The organism is Gilliamella sp. ESL0232, assembly GCF_013346885.1.
GTDB lineage: Bacteria > Pseudomonadota > Gammaproteobacteria > Enterobacterales > Orbaceae > Gilliamella > Gilliamella bombi.
In genome coordinates this window covers 36,733-59,702 of the sequence record NZ_JAAEDW010000012.1, presented here as the reverse complement: position 1 = coordinate 59,702, position 22,970 = coordinate 36,733, and the positions used below count along the sequence as shown (strand labels likewise).

The 22,970-nt window shown below is 35.4% G+C and carries 19 protein-coding genes; 4 read left to right on the top strand and 15 right to left on the bottom strand.

Annotation, left to right across the window (positions count from 1 at the left end):
* Nucleotides 1-134 precede the first annotated feature (134 nt).
* From yigB to pmbA, 11 genes are all read right to left on the bottom strand, one after another.
* Nucleotides 135-848: a 5-amino-6-(5-phospho-D-ribitylamino)uracil phosphatase YigB gene (gene yigB, locus GYW75_RS11640; protein WP_174799453.1), complete on the bottom strand. Its 714-nt coding sequence runs from the start codon at nt 846-848 to the stop codon at nt 135-137.
* A gap of 2 nt (nt 849-850) precedes the next feature.
* The gene (gene xerC, locus GYW75_RS11635) at nt 851-1,768 is read right to left on the bottom strand and encodes a tyrosine recombinase XerC (RefSeq protein ID WP_174799452.1); all 918 of its coding nucleotides are present in this window, start codon (nt 1,766-1,768) and stop codon (nt 851-853) included.
* A gap of 12 nt (nt 1,769-1,780) precedes the next feature.
* Nucleotides 1,781-2,518, bottom strand: a complete 738-nt coding sequence (locus GYW75_RS11630) for a DUF484 family protein (protein WP_174799451.1) — start codon at nt 2,516-2,518, stop codon at nt 1,781-1,783.
* A gap of 159 nt (nt 2,519-2,677) precedes the next feature.
* The gene (dapF, locus tag GYW75_RS11625; protein WP_174799450.1) at nt 2,678-3,502 is read right to left on the bottom strand and encodes a diaminopimelate epimerase; all 825 of its coding nucleotides are present in this window, start codon (nt 3,500-3,502) and stop codon (nt 2,678-2,680) included.
* A 121-nt stretch (nt 3,503-3,623) separates the two neighbouring features.
* Complete coding sequence (gene lysA / locus GYW75_RS11620) at nt 3,624-4,877, bottom strand: diaminopimelate decarboxylase (protein ID WP_174799468.1); 1,254 nt, start codon at nt 4,875-4,877, stop codon at nt 3,624-3,626.
* A 21-nt stretch (nt 4,878-4,898) separates the two neighbouring features.
* Complete coding sequence (gene lptM / locus GYW75_RS11615) at nt 4,899-5,054, bottom strand: LPS translocon maturation chaperone LptM (RefSeq protein ID WP_141672655.1); 156 nt, start codon at nt 5,052-5,054, stop codon at nt 4,899-4,901.
* A 242-nt stretch (nt 5,055-5,296) separates the two neighbouring features.
* A complete protein-coding gene (gene recG / locus GYW75_RS11610) occupies nt 5,297-7,390 on the bottom strand; it encodes an ATP-dependent DNA helicase RecG (protein WP_174799449.1) in 2,094 nt (697 codons plus the stop codon).
* A 5-nt stretch (nt 7,391-7,395) separates the two neighbouring features.
* A complete protein-coding gene (spoT, locus tag GYW75_RS11605) occupies nt 7,396-9,504 on the bottom strand; it encodes a bifunctional GTP diphosphokinase/guanosine-3',5'-bis pyrophosphate 3'-pyrophosphohydrolase (protein WP_174799448.1) in 2,109 nt (702 codons plus the stop codon).
* A gap of 18 nt (nt 9,505-9,522) precedes the next feature.
* On the bottom strand, nt 9,523-9,813 hold the full coding sequence (rpoZ, locus tag GYW75_RS11600; protein WP_174799447.1) for a DNA-directed RNA polymerase subunit omega: 291 nt from the start codon (nt 9,811-9,813) through the stop codon (nt 9,523-9,525).
* 153 nt (nt 9,814-9,966) lie between these two features.
* The gene (locus tag GYW75_RS11595) at nt 9,967-11,709 is read right to left on the bottom strand and encodes a SulP family inorganic anion transporter (protein WP_202983980.1); all 1,743 of its coding nucleotides are present in this window, start codon (nt 11,707-11,709) and stop codon (nt 9,967-9,969) included.
* A gap of 8 nt (nt 11,710-11,717) precedes the next feature.
* Nucleotides 11,718-13,070, bottom strand: coding sequence for a metalloprotease PmbA (gene pmbA / locus GYW75_RS11590; protein WP_174799446.1), 1,353 nt, complete (start codon nt 13,068-13,070; stop codon nt 11,718-11,720).
* Nucleotides 13,071-13,147: 77 nt separating this feature from the next.
* On the opposite strand from pmbA, the gene yjgA reads away from it, so the two are divergent.
* The 3 genes from yjgA to cspE all read left to right on the top strand — a co-directional run bounded on the left by yjgA (nt 13,148) and on the right by cspE (nt 14,873).
* Entirely contained in the window at nt 13,148-13,684 is a 537-nt protein-coding gene (gene yjgA / locus GYW75_RS11585; protein WP_065589289.1) for a ribosome biogenesis factor YjgA, read from the top strand.
* 64 nt (nt 13,685-13,748) lie between these two features.
* A complete protein-coding gene (ppa, locus tag GYW75_RS11580; protein ID WP_065589290.1) occupies nt 13,749-14,279 on the top strand; it encodes an inorganic diphosphatase in 531 nt (176 codons plus the stop codon).
* A gap of 384 nt (nt 14,280-14,663) precedes the next feature.
* Nucleotides 14,664-14,873 carry a transcription antiterminator/RNA stability regulator CspE gene (gene cspE, locus GYW75_RS11575; RefSeq protein ID WP_025315032.1) on the top strand — a complete coding sequence of 70 codons (210 nt, stop codon included), beginning with the start codon at nt 14,664-14,666 and terminating at the stop codon, nt 14,871-14,873.
* 145 nt (nt 14,874-15,018) lie between these two features.
* Here cspE and gapA read toward each other — a convergent pair whose 3' ends face one another.
* Together gapA and GYW75_RS11565 are read right to left on the bottom strand one after the other, a co-directional pair.
* The gene (gene gapA, locus GYW75_RS11570) at nt 15,019-16,017 is read right to left on the bottom strand and encodes a glyceraldehyde-3-phosphate dehydrogenase (protein WP_034912538.1); all 999 of its coding nucleotides are present in this window, start codon (nt 16,015-16,017) and stop codon (nt 15,019-15,021) included.
* Nucleotides 16,018-16,504: 487 nt separating this feature from the next.
* The gene (locus GYW75_RS11565) at nt 16,505-17,455 is read right to left on the bottom strand and encodes a hypothetical protein (RefSeq protein WP_065589292.1); all 951 of its coding nucleotides are present in this window, start codon (nt 17,453-17,455) and stop codon (nt 16,505-16,507) included.
* A 1,024-nt stretch (nt 17,456-18,479) separates the two neighbouring features.
* Between GYW75_RS11565 and GYW75_RS11560 the strand changes: the two genes are divergently transcribed.
* The gene (locus GYW75_RS11560; protein WP_174799445.1) at nt 18,480-20,801 is read left to right on the top strand and encodes a zinc/cadmium/mercury/lead-transporting ATPase; all 2,322 of its coding nucleotides are present in this window, start codon (nt 18,480-18,482) and stop codon (nt 20,799-20,801) included.
* 67 nt (nt 20,802-20,868) lie between these two features.
* On the opposite strand, the gene birA is transcribed toward GYW75_RS11560, so the two are convergent.
* Both birA and GYW75_RS11550 read right to left on the bottom strand, forming a co-directional pair.
* A complete protein-coding gene (gene birA / locus GYW75_RS11555; protein WP_174799444.1) occupies nt 20,869-21,822 on the bottom strand; it encodes a bifunctional biotin--[acetyl-CoA-carboxylase] ligase/biotin operon repressor BirA in 954 nt (317 codons plus the stop codon).
* Nucleotides 21,797-22,939, bottom strand: coding sequence for an MFS transporter (locus GYW75_RS11550; RefSeq protein WP_065560337.1), 1,143 nt, complete (start codon nt 22,937-22,939; stop codon nt 21,797-21,799). The genes birA and GYW75_RS11550 overlap by 26 nt, the downstream gene beginning before the upstream one ends.
* Between the last annotated feature and the right edge of the window lie 31 nt (nt 22,940-22,970).

The following is a 22,970-nucleotide window of genomic DNA, read 5'->3' as shown; positions in this document are numbered from 1 at the left end:
GAATACGTTTGTCCACTGTGATCTAACAGAACATAAATAAAGACAAAGCTTCTTAGGTAAAAATTTTCATTGCTACTAAAGAAACGTATCTTTACATTTATTTTACTGTTTATTTGTACAGATAAGGAGGTTAATTATAGCAGATTCTCTAATTCTGGCAATTGTGTTATTTCGATGTGAGGTAAACATCTAGTATCATTAAGCTGAAAAATATCCTGATTATAAATATTAATAAAGCAAGCTAAAAAGCCGTTATCAATAGCTCCATTAACATCCGTTAATAAATTGTCACCCACATGTAAAATAGAGTGTGATGGAATATTAAGTTTGTGAGATGCTAAATCAAAAATTTCAGGAAAAGGTTTAGAACGGCCATGTTCACCACCACGTAGTGAAAATTGAAAATAATCACCTATGCCAATTTTGTTAATATCAACGTTACCATTAGTAATAACAGCCAAAGGATATTTAGTGGCTAATTTAGTTAATAGTGTATGCGTTGATTCAGGAACGTTCATCTTGTGCCGCCAAACATTAAAACAACTCATTGCTTCATCGATGACATCAGCAAATTTTGATGCTGGTATATTAGTTTTATTTAATAGCGATGTAATGGTTTGAATTCGCCAAACAATAACATCGTGATAAATTTCAGGGTCAGATGCAAGTACAGCACGCTTTTCGGAAAAATATTCGGGTAAAGTAAGCGTGCGCAATTGTTCATAACCTTGAAGAGTTTTGATCATTTCGTCTTCCGCTTTTTCAACGATCATGCTGTTATTGTATAACGTATCATCTAGATCGAAAGTAAACGCTTTAATCTTATTAATAGATCGATAAAAGTGCATCGTTATTTTCCCCTTTTAGCGCGTGGATGGGCTGAATCATAAACTTCAGATAGATGCGAAAAATCTAAATGCGTATAGACTTGGGTCGTCGATAAATCAGCATGCCCTAACAATTCTTGTACTGCACGCAAATCACCACTTGATTCTAGCATATGAGTTGCAAATGAATGACGTAATTTGTGAGGGTGAACATGACTGCTTAACCCTTGTTTGATTCCCCACTGAGCAAACCGTTTTTCAACATTTCGCGGTGAAATACGCTTACCCAATTTGGAAATAAATAAAGCATCATCTTGTGGTGTTAAAAAATTCCGCATTGACAACCAGTGTTTAATCCATTTGATAGATTCTCGACCTAATGGCAATTTTCGCTCTTTATTCCCCTTACCCATTACGCGAATTTCACCATCAACAAGATTCAATTCTTGACAGTTAAGACCGACTAATTCAGAAAGGCGTAACCCAGAACCATACATAACTTCAAGCATTGTTCTGTCACGAACAGAAAGAGGATCGTTATGATCAATATCAAGCAGTTGATTAATTTCGTCAATATCAATATTTTTGGGTAAGTGTTGACCTAATTTTGGATTTAGCACGCCTCGAGCTGGATTAGCGGTAAGCAGCTCGTTTTTTACCATCCAATCACAAAAACTACGCAAAGCAGAAAGTCTTAATGATAAGCTTCTTGCTTGCAAGCCCGTCTGTTTGCTACGACTGATTAACAATCTAACTGCGGATGAATCCAAATTTTGCCAGTTCGAGATTTCAACTTCACTTGCCAACGAAATAAGTGCATAAAGTTGACGTCGATAATTAATCTGAGTATTTAAGCTTAGTTGCTTTTCTGACTTTAAATAATTTAAAAATTGATCAACAGGCAGCTTTAATGCCGTATTATCATTTTTATTAGGCTGCATAATGCTATGTCCTTATTTTGTTCGCATAATCCATCTGCTAATTAAAATCGGTAAAATTTCACTCATTTTTTCAAGTAATAATGTACCTTGTCCTGCTTGATAATGTTCGGAATTAGCACTAGTAAACATTAAAAGCCCCAAATCACCAAATTGACCTAACAAAGATAATGCCACTGAGCCAACATAACCGTGTTCATCAGGTAATAAAAAATCAAGCTCAGTTGAATTTAATGTACCTAAATACTGTTGACTGTACTGGAAATGTCTAACACGAATAAAATCAAATTGTGATGAATCTAAAGCTATATGATGGTAATTTGATGGCGCATTAAGCAACCATTTGTCACCAAAAAGATATAAATAAGCACCACTAAGTCCTAATGATTTAGCCCATGTGTTTAATAAAACAATAAGTTGATTTAGATCCTGTGCTTTAATTAATTCAATTTGCAGATCCATTAGCTGATTAAACAACAATTCGTTGGCACTGGCATGTTCCAATAATAATGAAATTTCGCACTCTAATTGGTTAATTTTATTGCGCTGACGCGCCATGTTCCATTCTGGTAAAGAAATCATTCCCCTGACAGGATGAGGCACTTGCATACACTCAACATACCGGGCATTTCTCATAAAAAAATCTGGATTATCAATAATATATTGACAAACGATTTCATCATTTAATTTTAATGATGAAGACGATCGCCGAGCTTTTTTTACTCTTAAATTTTGTGTATTTTTACCAACCATAATTAGCGTCTATTGTATTACCGTGTTATCTCATGTTTCTACTGTTTTTTTCGGTTAAAGATAAAAACTTCAATAAAATCAATACCAAACCTGAATGTTTTTTGCCTTGTTATTTTCTGTCAACAAGTTTTAGAATCTATTGGGAGGATGATGTTAAAGTTAAGTAGCAATAAAACCATCATATACATGTGTAGCAGGTCCAGTCATATAAAGTGGTTGATTTCCACCTTTCCATTCAATTAATAATTTGCCACCAGGTAAATTGACATTAACTTGTTGGTTTAATAGTCCTTGATTGATGCCTACTGCTACTGCGGCACAGGCACCAGTACCACAAGCTTGTGTTTCGCCAACCCCACGTTCAAATACACGTAAATTAATGTTATTGCGATCAATAATATGCATAAATCCAATATTGGCACGTTCAGGAAAGCGTTCATGTTGTTCTAATAACGGACCTAGTGTTGCCACTTCTGCGGTTAGAATATTATCGACTTGAACAACACAATGAGGATTGCCCATAGATGCAACACCACATAATATAGTCTGTTCTTGTGCTCGGATTATATAAGTTTTTTCTTCTTTTATAGCTTTGAAAGGAATTTTGTTAGGTTCAAAAATAGGCTGTCCCATATTAACACGCACAGTATTATCATCATTTACGGTTAAAACAATATTGCCTTTCATGGTACTAACTTTTAACACTCGTTTTCGGCTAAGGCCTTTTAAACGAACAAAACGTGCAAAACAGCGAGCCCCATTACCACATTGCTCAACTTCAGAACCATCTGAATTAAAAATACGATAATGAAAATCACTATCTGGTACATAAGGTGGCTCAACAATAAGAAGTTGATCAAACCCGACACCAGTATATCGATCTGCCATACGTTTAATCATTTCTGTCGAAAGATGAACATTTTGCGTCACAGCATCAATAACCATAAAATCATTTCCGAGTCCATGCATTTTTGAAAAGTTCATCGCTAGTTTACCTTCTGTTGTCAAACATGTTTTTATTTTTAACTTTTAGTCTAAACTGGTTACCAACATCAACTAAAAGAGGAATGCTATTATAATTAAGCATTCAATAACCTGTTAAATATTATAAAACTACTTCACCTCGCCATAAATCATCGAAGGATTCACGCTGGCGAATTAATTTATGTTGTTTATCATCAATAAGCATCACTTCTGCTGGTCGTAAATGGCTATTATAATTTGATGCCATACTAAAGCCATAAGCACCAGCACTACAAATTACCAACAAATCATCTTGTTTAACCGAAAGCTCACGCTGATAAGCCAACACATCGCTAGATTCGCAAATAGGTCCCACAACATTATAGACCAAAAATTCATCACCAGTTTGTGGTTGCTTTTCAGGTAACACTCTCATCCAAGCATCGTAAAGAGCGGGACGAATTAAGTCATTCATACCTGCATCGACAATTGCAAAATGGTTATTATCTTGGTGTTTGGTATATTCCACCTTAGTAATTAGCAACCCTGAATTAGCAACAATCGAACGCCCTGGTTCGAACAAAATTTCAATATCAGGATAATCAACTAATTTGTTCTTAAGTTCGGTTACAAGTTGCGATGCTGTTGGTGGTTGTTCGTTATCATAACAGACCCCTAAACCTCCACCTAAATCAATATGTTCAATTACAATATTATTAGATTGCAATTTATCAACTAAAGCGAGTATACGATCGGCAGCATCAAGAAATGGTGACAATTGAGTTAATTGAGAGCCAATATGGCAATCAATACCAACGATTTTAATGTTAGCTAATGAGCTTGCTTTTCGATAAACATTTAAAGCTAACTCATAGCTAATACCAAATTTATTTTCGCGAAGACCTGTTGAAATATAAGGATGTGTTTTAGCATCCACATCAGGATTGATTCTCAATGAAATCGGTGCAATTTTACCTAATCTTTTAGCAACTTCATCAACTCGGTATAATTCAGCCTCAGATTCAACATTAAAGCACTTAATACCAACTTCAAGCGCACGTTCAATTTCAACTATTGATTTAGCAACACCTGAAAAGACAATTTTTTTAGGATCTGCTCCTGCTTTTAATACTCGTTCTAACTCACCTTGTGAAACAATATCAAAACCAGCACCCAGTTTTGCAAGTAAACTCAAAACAGCCAAATTACTATTAGCTTTAACCGCATAACAAACCAAATGTTTATTATTAACCAAAGCATGTTCATACTCTAAAAACTGTTTACTTATGTATTCGGCCGAATAAACATATAATGGTGTACCATACTGCTTAGCAAGATCCGCTATCGCTATCTGATTGGCAAATAAACGACTTTGTTGATAATTTAAAAAATCCATCATGTTATTCCATTATGCAATTTAAATAAATAAACCAGATTGAATTGAAGCAGTTGTTAGTTTTGTTTGTTGCATTGCTGTTTTTTCAACTGGATGATAAAGCGGACCTTTTAATCCACATCCTACTAATGCCAATGTAACAAAACAGATAGGGAGTAATTTTATAGTTGATTTCATACAATATCCGCAATTCTTTCCATTTTTTATAATACTATCTATATTACACGATAGGCACAATGCTGCAAAGCGCAAATCATCATGCGAACATAAACAGATATATAAAATAAGTAAATATATTAAATTAAAGGTACAAGACTACATTCTACACATCAAATTACTATGCAATAAACCGTTACACAATTTGTAGATATGATTCAGATTGATAATTTCAAAACTTATCAGAAAAAATCAGCTAAGTTTTATGCATTAATATACTTTTCACGATTTGGAAGCCAACAATCAACTAATTGTTCAGCACTGTGTGGATGGTTTTTTTGGATGTCATAAGATATATTTTGAATTTCACTAATCAAATGCTGGTCGCGAATCAAATCAACAACTTTAAAATTAGCTGTACCCATTTGCCGAGTCCCTAAAATTTCACCACCACCACGAAGTTCAAGATCTTTTTGGGCAATAACAAATCCATCAGTACTTTCACGCATTACCTTCATGCGTGCTTGAGCAACTTTACTTAGAGGAGCTTGATACATTAATACACAATGAGATACTGCCGTGCCACGTCCAACTCGCCCACGCAACTGATGTAACTGAGCTAAACCTAAACGTTCTGCATTTTCGATAATCATTAAACTAGCATTAGGAACATCAACACCAACTTCAATAACTGTTGTAGCAACCAGCAGTTGAATTTTTCCTGCTTTAAACTCTTGCATAACTGATTGTTTTAAATCAGACTTCATTTTACCATGCACTAACGCAATATTTAAATGCGGCAAACGCATTTGCAATTCTGCAACCAGCATTTCAGCCGCTTGTGCGTCAAGTATTTCGGACTCTTCGACCAAAGTACACACCCAATAAACTTGGCGGTTTGCTAAGCAAGCTTGATTTACACGTTCAATAATTTCATCTCGGCGATTATTAGGTATTACAACTGTGTTAATTGGTGTTCTTCCGGGTGGTAATTCATCAATAACAGAAACATCTAAATCAGCATAAATGGTCATGGCTAATGTTCTTGGAATAGGCGTTGCCGTCATAATTAATTGATGCGGATAAAGATGATCTTTAATTCCTTTTTCCCAAAGACTTAGGCGTTGATTAACACCAAATCGATGCTGTTCATCAATGATGACAAGACCTAAAGAGGTAAATTCTACTTTATCAACAAATACTGCATGAGTACCAATTAACATAGTAATTTCACCCTTTTGAAGGCGCTCATAACGCTGTCGCTTATTTTTGGCGGTTAATCTTCCTGACAACCAATCAACACTAATTCCCAACGGCCCAAACCAAGTACTAAAATTATTATAATGTTGCTCGGCTAATATTTCTGTTGGTGCCATCAAAACCACTTGGCAACCATTTTCAATTGCATTCAACGCTGCTAAAGCTGCTACTAATGTTTTACCAGAACCAACATCACCTTGAATTAATCGCATCATAGGTACTGGTTTTGCCATATCGAGATAAATCTCTTGCACAACTCGCTGTTGAGCATGGGTTGGCGTGAAAGGTAATGATGATAAAAACGGGTTGATCAAGCGTTGAGTTGGGGAAAACAAGTGTGCCTGCTGTCTTTGATTATGTTTTTTTATCATTAACATACTCAGATGATAAGCAATCAATTCCTCAAAAATAAACCGCTTAATAGCTGGGTGATCACCCGACTCCAACTGTTCAATCTCAGTATCAATGGGGGGATTGTGAATAATATTTAAAGAATCAAAAGCCGACAAAAACCGATAAGCCAACTGAGGAGGTAAAACTTCTTCTGAAGGATTATTTTTCAACAAAATTAGCGCAGCCATAATTGACCGTCGAATCACAGCCTGAGTTAATCCATAAGTAGTTGAATAAATAGGTGTGTATCTTTCTTGATCATCTTCTAACTTGATAGATTTTTCGTCTCGACTTGTTTTTAATTTAAATTGCGGATGAATTATTTCAAGATAATTTTTACCGCGTTTTATTTCACCATAAGCACTGATCCATTTACCTTTAATTAGCGAAGCCTTCATACTAGCAGTAAAATGCATAAATCGTAATATTGCAATACCAGAATCATCTTGAACGTAACAAACTAGCATTTGTTTGCGACCAAAAGCAATTTCACTTTTAATAATAACACCTTCAATTGTCGTAAATTCGCCAATATTGGCGTCAGCAATAGCACAAGATGAAGTACGATCTTCATAACGTAAAGGAAAATGCAATAACAGATCTTTAACGGTATAGATACCTAATGTATTGAATTTTTTTTCTAGACTTTCACCAATCCCCGTTAGTTTTATCAACGGCAAATGGTCGAAAAAACGATTTATCATAATGACTAATTTATATTTCGTTTAACACTTACTACATCAGGTTGTAGTAACATTTTACGAATTAATTCATTAAGTTGCTGGGTATTTTTTACTTCTATCTGTAGAATAACAGTATAAATCTGCCTATCTTTTTCTTCGGTATTTAGCCATTGCAAGCGAGTATTTTCGTCATTAATAATTGAAAGTATATGCGCCAAAGAACCCTGAGTATTTAAAATATCGAGCCAAATTTCAGCAACAAAACGTTGAGAAATATCGGGAGCCCATTTAAGTGAGATATATTTTTCTGGATTATTTTGATAACCAGTAACATTTCGACAAGATTCATGATGCACAATTAACCCCTTCTCTGGACTAACATGCCCAACAATAGGATCATTAGGAATTGGATGACAACACTTAGAAAATGTAACAGAAACTCCTTCACTGCCAGTAATAACAAGAGTTTTATTTGACTCTGATTTATTTTGCAGCAGCGCTTTATGTTCTAAACCTTTGGCAATAAAATGGCTCATAATATTACCTAATCCGATTTCGACTAAGACATCATCAAAATTGGACAATTTGGCTAACTCAACCACTCTAGCCTTTTGGCTTTCTGACAGTCCACTAATACCGCCTGATTTAACTAACGAAAGATTCAATAAACGTCGACCCAATTCAATTGCATCTTCACGCTTAAGAGTTTTAAGCGCCTGACGAATACGCGACTTCGCTCTAGCACTAACCACAAAATTTAACCAACTAGCATTAGGATGGCCCTCAGGGGAAGTAATAATTTCAACTGTTTGCCCACTGCTTAATGGTTGTGATAAAGGATAAGGTTTACGATCAACAATTGCGCCAATGCATTGATAACCAATATCAGAATGGACTGCATAAGCAAGATCAACTGCGGTAGCTCCTTCTGGTAATTGCACAATACGTCCTTTGGGAGTAAAAACGTAAATTTCTTTAGGAAACAAATCAGATTTAACATTTTCGATAAATTCGAAAGAATTCCCTACGCTTTGTTGCAATTCTAACAGGCTTTGCATCCAGCGCTGAGCTTTAATTTGCGCAGTAGTATTGTTTAATTCATCAACTGCATTATACGCCCAATGAGCAGCAACACCCATTTCAGCCATTTGATCCATATCTTCGGTACGAATTTGGACTTCAACTGGTGTACCGTGAGGGCCTATTAACGATGAATGCAATGATTGGTAGCCATTTGCTTTGGGAATAGCGATATAATCTTTAAAACGATTAAGACGTGGTTTATACAAATTATGTACCAGTCCAAGAGCACGATAACAACCATCAACATCTTTTACCACAATTCTAAAAGTGTAAATATCCATGATAGAATGAAAATGTTGTTCACGTAGTTTCATCTTTTGATAAATAACATAGATATTTTTCTCGATACCAGTAACTTCTGCATCAATATGAGCGTCATGTAATCGCCCACGGATTTCAGACAAAATTTGTTGAATTAGCTCTTTTCGCGTATTTCGCGCTGTTTTAACGACTTTTTCAATCACTTTAGCTCGATTTGGATGCATTGCTGTAAAGCCCAAAATCTCAAGTTCTGTTTTGATGTGATTGATACCTAAACGATGAGCCAAAGGTGCGTAAATTTCAAGGGTTTCTTTAGCAATGCGACGACGTTTATCAGGTCTTAAAGCACTAAGTGTACGCATGTTATGCGTACGATCAGCAAGTTTAATTAAAATTACACGCACATCCTCAGTCATAGCAAGCACCATTTTCCGAAAATTTTCAGCTTGTGCTTCTTGCCTGTTACGGAATTTTAATTTATCAAGTTTAGAGACACCTTCGACTAAAATGGCAACATGTTTACCAAATTTGTCGGTAATATCTTGAAAAGTGACAGGAGTGTCTTCAATAGTATCGTGTAAAAGTGCGGCAATAACTGTTTCATAATCAAGCCGCATCTCAGCTAGATATGTTGCAACTGCAACTGGGTGAGTAATATAAGGTTCACCACTACATCGGAATTGCCCTTCATGTGCATTTTTAGCAAAAAGATAAGCATCTTGTATCAATTCGACTTGTTTAGACGGAAGATAAGATGCTACAACCTCTTTTAAGCCATCAAAATATTGCATAAGCAATTCCTGTAAAGCTTATTCGTATGATGGTGTGTTTTCGAGAAGAATCGACTCATGAAGTGTTGCTCGTGTTTCTTCCTCTTTGTTTTGACGAGCTTGAAAATCAGCAATATCAAGAATCTGTTTATTAACAAGACCATTTTCAATTTCACGTAAAGCAATAACAGTTTCTTTGTCGTTCTCTTCAGGAACATGTGGTGATTTATTTTCCACTTGTAATTGACGAGCGCGTCTCGCTGCTACAAGAACGAGATCAAAGCGATTACCAATTTTTTCTACTGCATCTTGAACAGTTACACGTGCCATTTTTACCTCTAATTTTTTACTAAAATACTTTATTTGAAAGATCTAATATTGTACTTAAATTTGTAGGCGATTGTCTATATTAATATTACTTTATCTGTCAATAATTGAGAAATGTCAGATAATTAAAACAGATCCTACATATTTGATGAGTAGTCATGATAAATGTTCAGATTCATCATCAGTTTTATTATCCATATGGCCCTTACTTTGAGCTAACTTAACTGCAAAATAAAGATCATAAGCAAACTCGATATACTCATCATCAAGCTTAATATTCATCTGTTTAAACCAATTTTTAAGTGTTTTACGTCGACCAGATAAAATTAGGGTAACATTTCTTACTTTTAAAGACTTCACTAATTCATCAATTCCCGACAGCACACTCACATCTTTATAAGTAAAACAAGGGATTGCATCGACAATAACATAGCTTATTGGATCACTAGAATCATCAATATAACTGATAATTCTTCGTTTAAAATAAGCGATATTGAAATAAGTTAGCGGAGAATTAAATCGATAAATCATTGTATTACTGATCGGTTGCACATTTTGGCTTATGGAATGAATCCGACCACTTTCATCAACACCTAATAACTGATCTTTAGGTCTAAATACTCGACGTAAAAATAAAAATAACCCCAGTAGTACCGCTAACGCCATACCAGGAATAATCCCTATAACAAGTACTGAAATAAGTGTTATCAAACTCAAATAAAAAGCGTCTCGATCAAATTTAAAAAAGCGAACGATGGTTTGAAAATTAATGAGTGAAATTGAAGAATATATTAAAATAACCCCTAACACACAAGTTGGAATATATTGTAAAGGCGAAAGGAAAAACAATACCACAATACCAATTAATATTGCTGCAATAATCGAAACTAGTTGCGTTTTACCTCCATTTGCATCATTTACAGCCGTTCTTGATGATGTACCACTAACAACAAAGCCTTGTGATAACCCTGCTACAATATTAGCTATACCTAACGCTTTAAATTCAACATCGGCATTGGTTTCATAGTTATTTTTTGATGCAAAACTGCGTACAGTTATCATCATACTAACAAAACAGATGATAGCAATATTAAGTGAAGGAACAACTAAATCACGCATTAATCCTTTATCAAAATCAAGCCATGACTCGGTAGGAATAAAATCACTGCTAACATTACCAATAATACGAATATTAAAATATTCAAAATTAAACACCCACGAAAAAAACGTCATCACAATAACAGCTAATAAAGGTGCAGGATATAGAGGTTTTAATCGCTTTAAGGCAATTAAAATAGACAAAGTAAAAAACGAAACGAGTGCAGTGCCTATATGAATTTCTGACAATTTAAAAGGGAAATAGACTATTCGCTCAATCAAATAAGAATAATCGTAGCTAAAGCCTAAGGTCTTGGCTAACTGATCGACCATAATGGTAATTGATATGCCATTAAGCAAACCAATTAAAATAGGCTGACTAAGCAAGTCGGCTAAAGCACCAAGATGTAACTTTCCAGCAATGATACACCAAATGCCTATCATTATTGTTAATATAATAACTAATTGCCAGCGCAATATTGGATCATTAGCCGCTAAAGGTAACACAACAGCGGCAACTACAGCACAAGTTGCTGTATCAGGTCCTACAATCAATTGTTTAGAAGAACCAAAAAACGCATATACAATTAAAGGCAAAATGGTCGAATACAGTCCAGCTATAGCGCCAACACCAGTCAATTCAGCATAAGCAATTGACACAGGTAACGAAACAGCAGCAACTGATAAACCAGCCTTAATATCAAAATTAAGATATTCTCGTTTATACTGTAATAAACTGCCTAATCCAGGCATCCATGCAATTAGTTTTTGAAAAAAAGTACTTTTTAACAAATCAGCCATGCTAATCCTTATTTCCCCGCTATACTCATATTATCAATCAAAATTGAGCCACATTGAATACTTGTTCTGGTTTCGATATCATTTCCAATTTCCACAATATTTTTATACATATCTTTAAGATTACCAGCAATGGTGATTTCACTAACTGGATATTGAATTTTTCCATTCTCAACCCAAAATCCTGTAGCTCCACGCGAATAATCACCAGTCACACTATTAACACCTTGCCCCATTAACGAAGTCACCAAAACACCTTTATCCAATTTTTTTAGCATCTCATCAAAACTAGCATTTGCATGGCTTGGCGATACAAACCAATTATGAATCCCACCTGCATGCCCAGTCGATTTTAAGCCTAATTTACGAGCTGAATAATTGCCTAACAAATAAGTTTGCAACACACCTTGCTCAACAATATTGCGCTTAACTGTTTTTGTCCCTTCACTATCAAAAGGCGATGATCCAACGCCTTTTAAAATAAAAGGATCCTCATAAATAGTTAACCAATTAGGAAAAATCACCTTCCCTACACTATTTAAAAGAAAAGAAGATTTACGATAAATGGCACCGCCACTTATAGCACCTACTAAATGCCTAATGAGTCCAACGGCAACTTCTGCACTAAATAACACAGGAGTTTGCATTGTTGCGATCTGTTTAGCGCCTAAATGTGAGATCGCCCTATCAGCCGCCTGCACACCAATCCAATCAGCGGACTTGAGCTGACTATAATCACGTGATGAAGTATAAGCATAATTACTTTCCATCTGCCCTGCTTGTTGAGCAATAACTGAGCATGAAAGTGAATGTGAACTTGCGCAATAACCTTGCAACATCCCCAAACTATTACCATAAACATAAACGCCATAGCGACTACTAAAATAACCGCCATCAGAATTAATCAATTTGGAATGATTTAACGCAGTTAATTCGGCTTGTTTAGCCTGCTCAATGGCATTATCAACGTTCAAATCACTAGGATGAAATAAATCTAAATCAGGTGGATTAAATGCCATTTGACTCACATCACCCAAACCTGAACAAGGATCTGGCGAAGTATATTGCATAATATCAATCGCCATATTCACCGTTTTCAAAATAGCCTGAGAAGACAAATCATTGGTAGAAGCACTCCCTTTACGTTCATTTTGATAAACAGTAATAGATAACGCACCATCACTATTAAATTCAACATTCTCGGTTTCACCCATGCGAGTGCTAACATTAATACCTGTTGACTTATTAATCGATACCTCAACTTCATCAACACGTGACTTTGCTTGCTCAATAGCATTAGCAACAATTGCCGATAAAGTTTCTTTTTGATTTAAAGCTTCTTTTTTAATCTGTTCAATACTCATTTTATTATTTTCTACAATTCTGCTAGCGATACGCTATAATAAGCTAGAATTACACAATAGTTAACAAAAGAAATAACATGAATTACAATCAAGAGACAAATCTAGAACCCAACTTCGCTATTGACACTGAAGATGACGAAATCATCTACGTTAGTAAAAGTGAAATTAAACGTGATGCTGAAGCTTTAAAAAAATTAGGGATTGAACTTGTCAAGCTAAGCAAAAACGAACTTGAAAAAATTCCTCTCGATGAAGATCTCACTTATGCAATTGGACTTGCGCAGAAAATAAAAAAAGAAGGGTATCGCCGCCAAATTCAATACATTGGTAAACTGCTGCGTAACCGAGATATTGACCCAATTAGTCAAGCACTTGATAAACTTAAAAATCGCCATAATCAGCAAATCGCCCTATTTCACAAACTTGAAAAACTTCGTGATGAATTGATTGCAACTGGCGATGCCGAAACTATTATCGGTTTGTACCCAACTGCCGATCGTCAGCAATTACGAACCTTAGCCCGTTTAGCAAAAAAAGAGCAAGAAACAAACAAGCCAACCAAAACGGCAAGACAAATTTTTCAATATTTAAAAGAATTGAGCGACACTGAATAATCTTTATAAGGTGCGCTTATTATTATTCACAAACACTATATAAACTTAGATAGAGGATACAAAAATGGGACTTTTAAATGTACCAGCAGGTAAAGAATTACCAGATGATATTTACGTTGTGATTGAAATTCCAGCCAATGCAGATCCAATTAAATATGAAGTTGATAAAGACACTGGCGCTGTATTTGTTGACCGTTTTATGGCTACAGCAATGTTTTATCCATGTAACTATGGTTATATTAATCACACATTATCATTAGATGGCGATCCAGTTGATGTATTAGTCCCAACGCCATACCCATTACAACCAGGCTCAGTTATTCGTTGCCGCCCAGTTGGTGTATTAAAAATGACAGACGAAGCAGGTCAAGATGCAAAACTAGTTGCAGTACCTCACAGCAAACTATCAAAAGAATATGATCACATTAAAGATGTTGATGATTTACCTGAATTACTCAAATCACAAATCAAACACTTTTTTGAACAATACAAAGCATTAGAGAAAGGTAAATGGGTGAAAGTTGACGGATGGGATAACGCAGATGCCGCCCGTAAAGAAATTATTGAGTCATTTGAACGAGCAAAAAACAAATAAAGTTCAATAAAAAATATTTTTATCAAGGCCATAAATATTATTTTATGGCTTTTTTATTTTTCATAATTTTTAGTGACTTTAAAAATCAATTAAAATTTCAACGTCCAAAATTTGACTTTTATCAATTAAAAAATAATTTCCTGAAAATTCAATAAAACTTTTTTTTTTATAAAAAAAAATTATTATTCACATCTTGCTTTTGATTATAATTTATGCGGTAATATCACTGGGTAAACAACAAAGTACAAAATAGTGAATAACAATGAACCACAATAATGTATTTTTAAGCACATTATCTTGGCTTTTAGTTACATTATTAACACGATGTTAAAACCCATACGGCCGTAATGGCTAATTATTAATTATTGTTAGGATGTCTAGTAAATGAATAAAAAAACAGGCCAAGTAAAATGGTTTAATGAAAGTAAAGGTTTTGGTTTTATTACCCCTGCGGATGGAAGTAAAGATGTATTTGTTCACTTTTCAGCTATTTCAGGTGATGGTTTTAAAACATTAGCTGAAGGACAACAAGTTGAATTTGCTATCCAAGATAGCCCTCGTGGACCTGCAGCTGCTGAAGTCGTTGTAATCTAATTGAAACTTTAGAATTTCATATTAGAAAAACGCTCACTCACAAAGTGAGCGTTTTTTTGTCTCTAAAAAAACTAAAAATCTCTCTAAAATGAGAGCATAAAAAAAGCGACCCTAAGGTCGCCTTATAAACAAAGTTAAATATCAATTATTTTTTAGAAATAACTGCGATTAAATCTAATACTTTGTTTGAATAACCTACTTCATTGTCATACCAAGAAACAAGTTTAACAAAGTTATCACTTAATTGGATACCAGCTTTAGCATCAAATACTGAAGTACAAACTTCACCTAAGAAATCAGTAGAAACAACATCATCTTCGGTATAGCCAAGAACGCCTTTCATTGGGCCTTCAGCAGCGGCTTTGATTGCTTTACAGATATCTTCATATTTAGCTGGTTTTTCTAAACGAGCAGTTAAGTCAACAACAGAAACGTCTGGAGTAGGAACTCGGAAAGCCATACCAGTTAATTTACCGTTTAATTCAGGGATAACTTTACCAACCGCCTTAGCAGCACCAGTTGATGAAGGGATGATGTTTTGAGCAGCACCACGACCACCACGCCAATCTTTATGAGATGGACCATCTACAGTTTTTTGAGTTGCAGTTGTTGCATGAACAGTTGTCATTAATGCTTCAACAATACCAAAGTTATCGTTGATAACTTTAGCTAAAGGCGCTAAACAGTTAGTTGTACAAGAAGCATTAGAAACGATATCTTGACCAGCATAATCTTTATCATTAACACCGATAACAAACATTGGAGTGCTGTCTTTAGAAGGGCCAGTTAAAACAACTTTCTTAGCACCAGCTTGGATGTGTTTACGAGCAGTTTCATCAGTTAAGAATAAACCAGTTGCTTCAGCGACAACATCAACACCAACTTCATTCCATTTTAAGTTTGCAGGATCACGTTCAGCAGTAACACGAATTGCTTTACCATTAACGACTAATTTACCATCTTTAACTTCAACTGTACCGTCAAAACGACCATGTGTTGAATCATATTTAAGCATATAAGCCATATACTCAACATCTAATAAATCGTTGATAGCAACGATTTCAATGTCTGAACGTTTTTGAGCAGCACGGAAAACAATACGGCCAATACGGCCAAAGCCATTAATACCTACTTTGATTGTCATAACAATTACCTTCTTTTTAGTGTTTTTAATGTTAAAAATCTTTCCTGTAAACTATCAAATTTTAAAGATTTATTCAAGAAGATTCCTAATAATTAAACACGAATTGATTAAATAGATTAAACTGAATGTAATTTATATTAATTATTATAAATAAAATCATGATATTGTAAAAAATAACCTGACGTAGTAAGCCGTACTATAATCAAAAACCGTCCCAAAACTAAATAACAAACCAATAACTTAGTTTTCAGTTTTCGATATATTCTAACGTCGTGAAAAGACAGGCATATTAATTTTACAATATGTAGGATTTTCACCTTAAAACATTTCAGACAGAAATCTGATTTTATTGGAATTTTTTCAAATAAACGTATTTACTATCTAATAGTAAATACGCAAACTAGGGGGCTTTACCTTACATGGAAACTTTTTTAATGCTTGTTCCTTATTAGCACCATAAACTTAACCACATTCCAAAGATTAAAAGCTAAGGAGTAACGCAAAGACCCCGCGGGCTATTACTCGATTGGTTGAAGTACACATCACCAACATCTGAGTCCACATCAAACTGAGTATTTCCAGCCGTGTCGCTTGTCCAGTATTGGTAGTCATAGACGAAACCTGCTCCAGCATAAAGGTACGTACCGCCCCACTCAGTGAAAAATCCTGCTCCTATTCGACGCTGATAATGATTACCACTTGATGATGGCGTAGCGCCGACAGAGCCTTTACACCAATCACCTTCCCATGTACCCAAACAGATTGCGTTCGTTAGATCCTTTACTTGCGGCACTCGATAGCCTAAATATCTACACCACGCTTCTGTATTAGAATAGTTATCTTGTTTATCTTTACGGTTCACGAACCACTTCTGTAATACAAATCCATATTTTACCAGCTCATTACCAGTACTAATATCTCTACCCACTAACTCAAAAATCTGCGGTAACCTTGGCACAGCAATTCGATTAGGATAATGATTATTTATTTGAGCGCTTGCCTCAGGACCTTTTAGCGTAACGCGCGCTATAATTTCTCCTCCAGATGTAAGCCAATCATCTTCAGCCCATATCCATGTCACTGTGGCTGTTATTCCCCCATGTGTAACTGGCTCCCATACCAATTGGCGTGCATCAATTTCCTCTATAACTAAATCAAAATATAATCCATCAGCGCCTGTAGTCGGAAAATTAAGGCCGTATGATGCAGGATTGGTTGATTGAACTAAAAAGCCCTCATCAGGATTCCATATATCAGCGGGACCTGCGAAGTTGACTCCACTAATATCCACACCATTTTTACCAAATAGCAGATTCGGCCTTGCATAATTGATAACTACCGACTGTGGTAGCATTATTGCATCACTACGATGATTATTTACACGACCACTTTTACTAGTTAATGCCTGTAAACTCCATGAAGATGACAGTAATAACACCCCCAACACCAATAGGCTTTTTGGAAACAATTTCGATAATACGTTGAGAGATAATTTGGAAGATATAAATAAGTTTCGTGTAAAAATTCGTCGAATAAGATTATTTAATAAATTTAAGACATAGGTTTGCCAGTGCTGGTGTCTGGTGTCTGGTGTCTAAAATGATAATGCATTATGGTTTACCTGTCAAGTAATGATTTGTTTTATTTAGATTTTTTACAATTATTTGCTTATTTAATAAGCTTGCTTTCCTATAGCGATAAAAGTATAACCATTTAAGATATAGTTGGCTAGTTTTTTAGCGGATTTTTTGTAAGGAAATGTAAAGATAAAACAATTCGACTTTATAGATAGGTTAATTTTATAATTAAAATATGCTGTTAGCTTTATAGCTTTTGAGTTTTGTCGAAATAACTGATATTGGTGATAACGTTTAATTTAAGAATTTTGAGCGTAACATCTTACAACTCACATGAGATACAAAATATGAACTACGGTACCCAACGCTCTCGCTCTTAACCATCGGTATGATTTACTCGAATCATTATGATATTCGCCTTTTTTAAGCCTATTTGCTTTGCTCAGAAGTGCCAAATTGTTCCTGATAAATTGGCATCCCTAACAAAGCACAAACTCGCCAAGCAGTCCAATTTTTCGTGCTGCCTCACTCTGTTAGCAAAGCACTACAACACAGTTAAAAGATAGGTGGATTGACCTTGCCGTGTTGTGTGTTTTCTCTAAAATAGCTCAGGTAGACTATTGATTTTATTAAAGTTTTTATTTCACTTAATTTAAGTAATTATTAGCTAATTTCTGTTTTTATTACAATGTTTTTGCTGTGTTTTTTGTGCCTTGCACATGCTAATAATTAAAGCGAATTAATTAGTTAGTTCGTTATTTTTTGAAAAGTGTTACAGGTCAGTTTTGAAGTGATTTTTACTTTTTTTGCTACTAAAAGTAAAAATGATTTTCTTTTTTATTTTTTGGCGTACAATCAAAATCACCCATAAATATAGGTAACGTTATGTTATATAATAACAAATATATACATCATGAACTTCATCACCATGAGTGTTGTCATGGCAATTGTTTAAATATGGCACATAATCATGTTCATTTATCTCACGATATAACTTGTCATCAAGAATCAACACATAGCTGTGGGGGCGATACTCATACTACGTCTAAAAATGAGTTTGACGATCCCCCTGATGATCCCAACAGGCTAAACGAGCAAATTAAATTAACTTGGAAAATAAAAGGCATGGATTGTGCGCACTGTGCTCAACAAATTGAAAATAGCCTAAAAGCGTTACCCAATATTAACCAAATTAAGATTGTTTTTTCTACCGAAAAGTTGGTGGTATTTGTTCCCCAACATAATGAAAAAACCATTAAATTAATAGAAAATAAAGTTATCGAGCTAGGCTATAAACCTATTTTTGAATCATCTCCAGAACATTCTCATCATCATGATCATTCCCACAGTTTTGATAAAAAAGAACTAATTCCTTTAGTGGTATTAGGCACTTTAATTGTGATGAGTTATATCCTTTTGTTATGGAATCAAACCGTTGGCGAATATGCCTTTATAATGACAGCAATTGTTGGGTTAATACCTATTTTGAAAGAAGCGGTAGTTTTAACGCGTAGTGGTACACCATTTGCAATTGAGTCGTTAATGAGTGTGTCAGCTATTGGAGCTTTGTTTATTGGTGCCTCCGAAGAAGCAACCATGGTCTTATTTTTATTTATGATAGGCGAAATGCTAGAAAGTATTGCTACAAGTAAAGCTAAAAAAGGTATTTCGTCGCTCGCTGAGCTGATGCCCCAAGAAACAGTGATAATCATTAATGGGGATCGAAAAACGGTTGCCAGTCATAGCTTAAAACCCAATGATATTATTGAAATTTCGTCTGGTGGTCGTTTGCCTGCTGATGTGATTTTGATAAGTGAGCAAGCCAATATTGATGAAAGTGCACTAACTGGTGAGTCGATCCCTGTTAATTATCTTTCTGGCGATAAGATTTTGGCTGGTTCACTCGTGGTTGATAATACAATCCAATTAAAAGTGGTATCAGAAGTTGGGCAAAATGCGGTAGATCGTATTTTACAGTTGATTGAAGATGCCGAGGAGCGTAAAGCACCTATTGAACGATTTATTGATAAATTTAGTCGTTATTATACGCCAGCAATTGCTTTATTTGCTCTGTTAGTGATTATTGCGCCACCTTTGTTGTTCAATGCTGATTGGTATACTTGGTTTTATCGAGGTTTAACTCTATTGTTAATTGGTTGCCCTTGTGCATTGGTTATTTCAACGCCTGCGGTAATAACGTCGGCCTTGTCTAATGCGGCAAAACAAGGCGTGCTAATTAAAGGCGGTGCGGCGCTAGAGCATATTGGTTCAGTTAAAGTGGTTGCATTTGATAAGACTGGTACGTTAACCGAAGGTAAACCGCAAGTCACCGATGTGATTAGTCAAGATATTTCAAAAGAGCAATTATTGACATTAGTTGCCGCTATTGAAAGCGGTTCGCATCACCCCATTGCTAAGGCTATTGTTGATTATGCATTGCAGAATCAATTAAATATTAATGAGGCCGATAATCGTAAAGCGATTGCGGGGGTTGGCGTTCAAGGCGAGGTAGATAATCAGACTTTTTATATTGTGTCACCAAGTAAGGTTGTGACAGTTTCATCACCATTGAAAGATGAACATACCAAAATTATTGAGGAGCTTGAAAACGCTGGTAAAACTGTAGTAGTTGCAGTAACAAGTCAACAATTGATGGGCATTATTGCATTGCAAGATGTGTTGCGGGCTGATGCAATTACTACAATGAATGAGCTTAATAAGCTTGGCGTTAAGACTTTGATGCTGACAGGCGATAATGCGCGAGCGGCCAAAGCCATTGCCTCGCAATTAGGTATGGATTACCGTGCGGAGTTGTTACCTGCCGATAAATTAGCAGAAATTGAAAAGATGCGTATCTCAACGACGATTGCTATGGTGGGCGATGGAATTAACGATTCTCCAGCCATGAAAGCGGCAACCGTAAGTATTGCTATGGGTAGTGGTACTGATGTTGCGCTAGAAGCCGCTGATGCCGCATTAACTAAAAATAGCTTGTTAAGTTTACCTAAGCTAATTGGTTTAACTCGTTTTGCCTCTCGTAATATTAAACAAAATGTTACAATTGCGTTGGGAATTAAGTTAGTATTTTTAATTACCAGCTTATTTGGCTTTACTGGACTGTGGCTGGCTGTGCTAGCTGATTCAGGTACGACTGCGATTGTGACAGCTAATGCGCTTCGAGTTTTGAAATTTAAGAATAAAAGTTAAAATTGGTTTAATTAACCTATTTCACTTGTAGCAAGTGGAATAGGTTCTTTAAATGATTGTTAGGTTATTATTCATCACTTCTTAATGAGATTTCGCCACCAATATGAGCTTCAATTTTACCATTTTGTTCTAACAATAAGGCTCCTTGGTCATTTATACCTTTTGCTATTCCTTGAATAATATTATCGCCAATTAATAGTTTTACAGGACGGTTAACAAAGTTATCTAGTCTATTCCAATCATTAATAAATGGCACTAAACCATGTTTTTCAAATTCTATTAATTGACTTTTTAAGGTTTTGGCAACCTGCGCAACTAATAAGTTACGATCAACATTGCCTAAATTAGCCCATTTTTGGTTAACTATGTTGGTATCCGGGTTTGTCATGGTTAAATTGACGCCAACACCAATCACAACATGGGCACAGTCGCCAGTTTTACCTGCAAGCTCAACTAAAATACCAGCTAGTTTTTGATCGTTAAGATATAGATCGTTTGGCCATTTAACTTTGATGTCTTGGCCAGATAATGTACGTAAGGTGTCAGCAATAACAATACCAACAACTAAACTCAATCCCATTGCCGCCGCTACGCCTTGTTCTAGTCGCCAATACATTGAAAAGTATAGATTAGTGCCAAAAGGTGAAAACCATTTTCGCCCTCGCCTTCCCCGTGCTTTGGATTGAAATTCGGCCACACAGCAATCGCCCGATGTTAGTTGATCAATTCGATCCAGTAGATATTGGTTAGTTGAATCAATAATAGGTAATATTTCACATCGACTATTCGATTGATAATGCTGGTTAATTTTGGTTTTATTAAGCAAATTAAGAGGCGCTGCCAAGCAATAGCCTTTACCCTGTATTGAGGTTAGCTCAATCCCCCACTCACGCAGTTGTTTGATGTATTTATTAATGCCTGCACGGGTTATGCCAAAAATTGTTGCCAATTCTTCCCCTGAATGGAATTGACCATCGGCTAGTATTTCAATTAATTTAAGCGGATTTTTGTAGCTGCGCATCCGTTCCTCTTTTTTGGGCTAATAATATAATAAAGTATAACGAAATTATAGCAAAACTAACAAATAAATAGGTGTTACTTGTTTTATCCATAATAAATGCTATCACAGCAGGAGCAACTAAACTCCCTAATGTATTGGTTAATAGCATTGCTTGATTCATCGCCACAATATCTTGCTTTCTAACACACGAGCAAGCCCAAGCCATGGATATGGGATAAATGGTGTAAATAGTGGCGCCTAATAAAATAATCGCCAACGCATTAAACCAATTGAATATCAGCATAATACATGCAATTAACATTAGTAACGATTCAATTAATAATATAAGTTGCCGTCCAAATTTGTCTGCACACCAGTTAGCAGGCATTTGTGCAATCACTCCTGATAAAATCAGTAAAATCATCCAATTAGCCACCTGAATATCACTATATCCTAAATGTGAGTAATAGGCTGGTAAAAGTGAATATAACGATCCAATTAACATACCTGCAATAACACAACCAGTTAACCCAAGTCGAGAGGGTTTATTTAATATCATTGGCATGATGTTAAAGCTGCTTTTTTTCCTTTTTGGTAATTTATAATGGGTCAGCAAAATAAATAAAATTGCTAATCCCATCAGTAACATAATAACTAATCCAAAATATAATATGTTTTGCGGAAAATACTGCAACAAAGCTTGCCCTAAAACCGTACCTAGGTAATAAGTGGTTAAATAAACTGCCAGCATTTTTCCTCGCGTACGTACAGGGCCAGTGAGTAATATACAACTTTCTATAACCACCCAAGTGACCGCACAAGCAATGCCTATAAAAAATCGCCACATTATCCAGCTATAAAAATTCATTGAAAAACTTAATCCAATGGTTGCAATGGCAAAAATAATGCAACTATAGGTGTATGTGTGCCGAGCATTGAATTTATTAATAAACCAATTGGCGAAAATGGTACCTAGCAAGTTACCAGTAAAATAACTTGATCCGACAAGACCAATTTGCCCAAGCGAAAACTCATTACGCACTAACCACAATGGTACCTGTGTGTTTAATGCTGACAACGAGATTGTTACAAAGAGCAAACTCGTTAATAAAATAGGGAATGAATACGAATGTTTCATAATGTTATCGCGTATAATTATGGGTTAAAAT

Coding starts and splice junctions, on each gene's coding strand:
- lptM (WP_141672655.1), bottom strand. CDS start 5,054: ATGAAATCAACTATAAAATTACTCCCTATCTGTTTTGTTACATTGGCA.
- pmbA (WP_174799446.1), bottom strand. CDS start 13,070: ATGAGTATTGAACAGATTAAAAAAGAAGCTTTAAATCAAAAAGAAACT.
- recG (WP_174799449.1), bottom strand. CDS start 7,390: ATGATAAATCGTTTTTTCGACCATTTGCCGTTGATAAAACTAACGGGG.
- rpoZ (WP_174799447.1), bottom strand. CDS start 9,813: ATGGCACGTGTAACTGTTCAAGATGCAGTAGAAAAAATTGGTAATCGC.
- GYW75_RS11560 (WP_174799445.1), top strand. CDS start 18,480: ATGTTATATAATAACAAATATATACATCATGAACTTCATCACCATGAG.
- gapA (WP_034912538.1), bottom strand. CDS start 16,017: ATGACAATCAAAGTAGGTATTAATGGCTTTGGCCGTATTGGCCGTATT.
- GYW75_RS11630 (WP_174799451.1), bottom strand. CDS start 2,518: ATGGTTGGTAAAAATACACAAAATTTAAGAGTAAAAAAAGCTCGGCGA.
- ppa (WP_065589290.1), top strand. CDS start 13,749: ATGGGACTTTTAAATGTACCAGCAGGTAAAGAATTACCAGATGATATT.
- birA (WP_174799444.1), bottom strand. CDS start 21,822: ATGCGCAGCTACAAAAATCCGCTTAAATTAATTGAAATACTAGCCGAT.
- yjgA (WP_065589289.1), top strand. CDS start 13,148: ATGAATTACAATCAAGAGACAAATCTAGAACCCAACTTCGCTATTGAC.
- lysA (WP_174799468.1), bottom strand. CDS start 4,877: ATGGATTTTTTAAATTATCAACAAAGTCGTTTATTTGCCAATCAGATA.
- yigB (WP_174799453.1), bottom strand. CDS start 848: ATGCACTTTTATCGATCTATTAATAAGATTAAAGCGTTTACTTTCGAT.
- spoT (WP_174799448.1), bottom strand. CDS start 9,504: ATGCAATATTTTGATGGCTTAAAAGAGGTTGTAGCATCTTATCTTCCG.
- cspE (WP_025315032.1), top strand. CDS start 14,664: ATGAATAAAAAAACAGGCCAAGTAAAATGGTTTAATGAAAGTAAAGGT.
- GYW75_RS11595 (WP_202983980.1), bottom strand. CDS start 11,709: ATGGCTGATTTGTTAAAAAGTACTTTTTTTCAAAAACTAATTGCATGG.
- dapF (WP_174799450.1), bottom strand. CDS start 3,502: ATGAACTTTTCAAAAATGCATGGACTCGGAAATGATTTTATGGTTATT.
- xerC (WP_174799452.1), bottom strand. CDS start 1,768: ATGCAGCCTAATAAAAATGATAATACGGCATTAAAGCTGCCTGTTGAT.
- GYW75_RS11550 (WP_065560337.1), bottom strand. CDS start 22,939: ATGAAACATTCGTATTCATTCCCTATTTTATTAACGAGTTTGCTCTTT.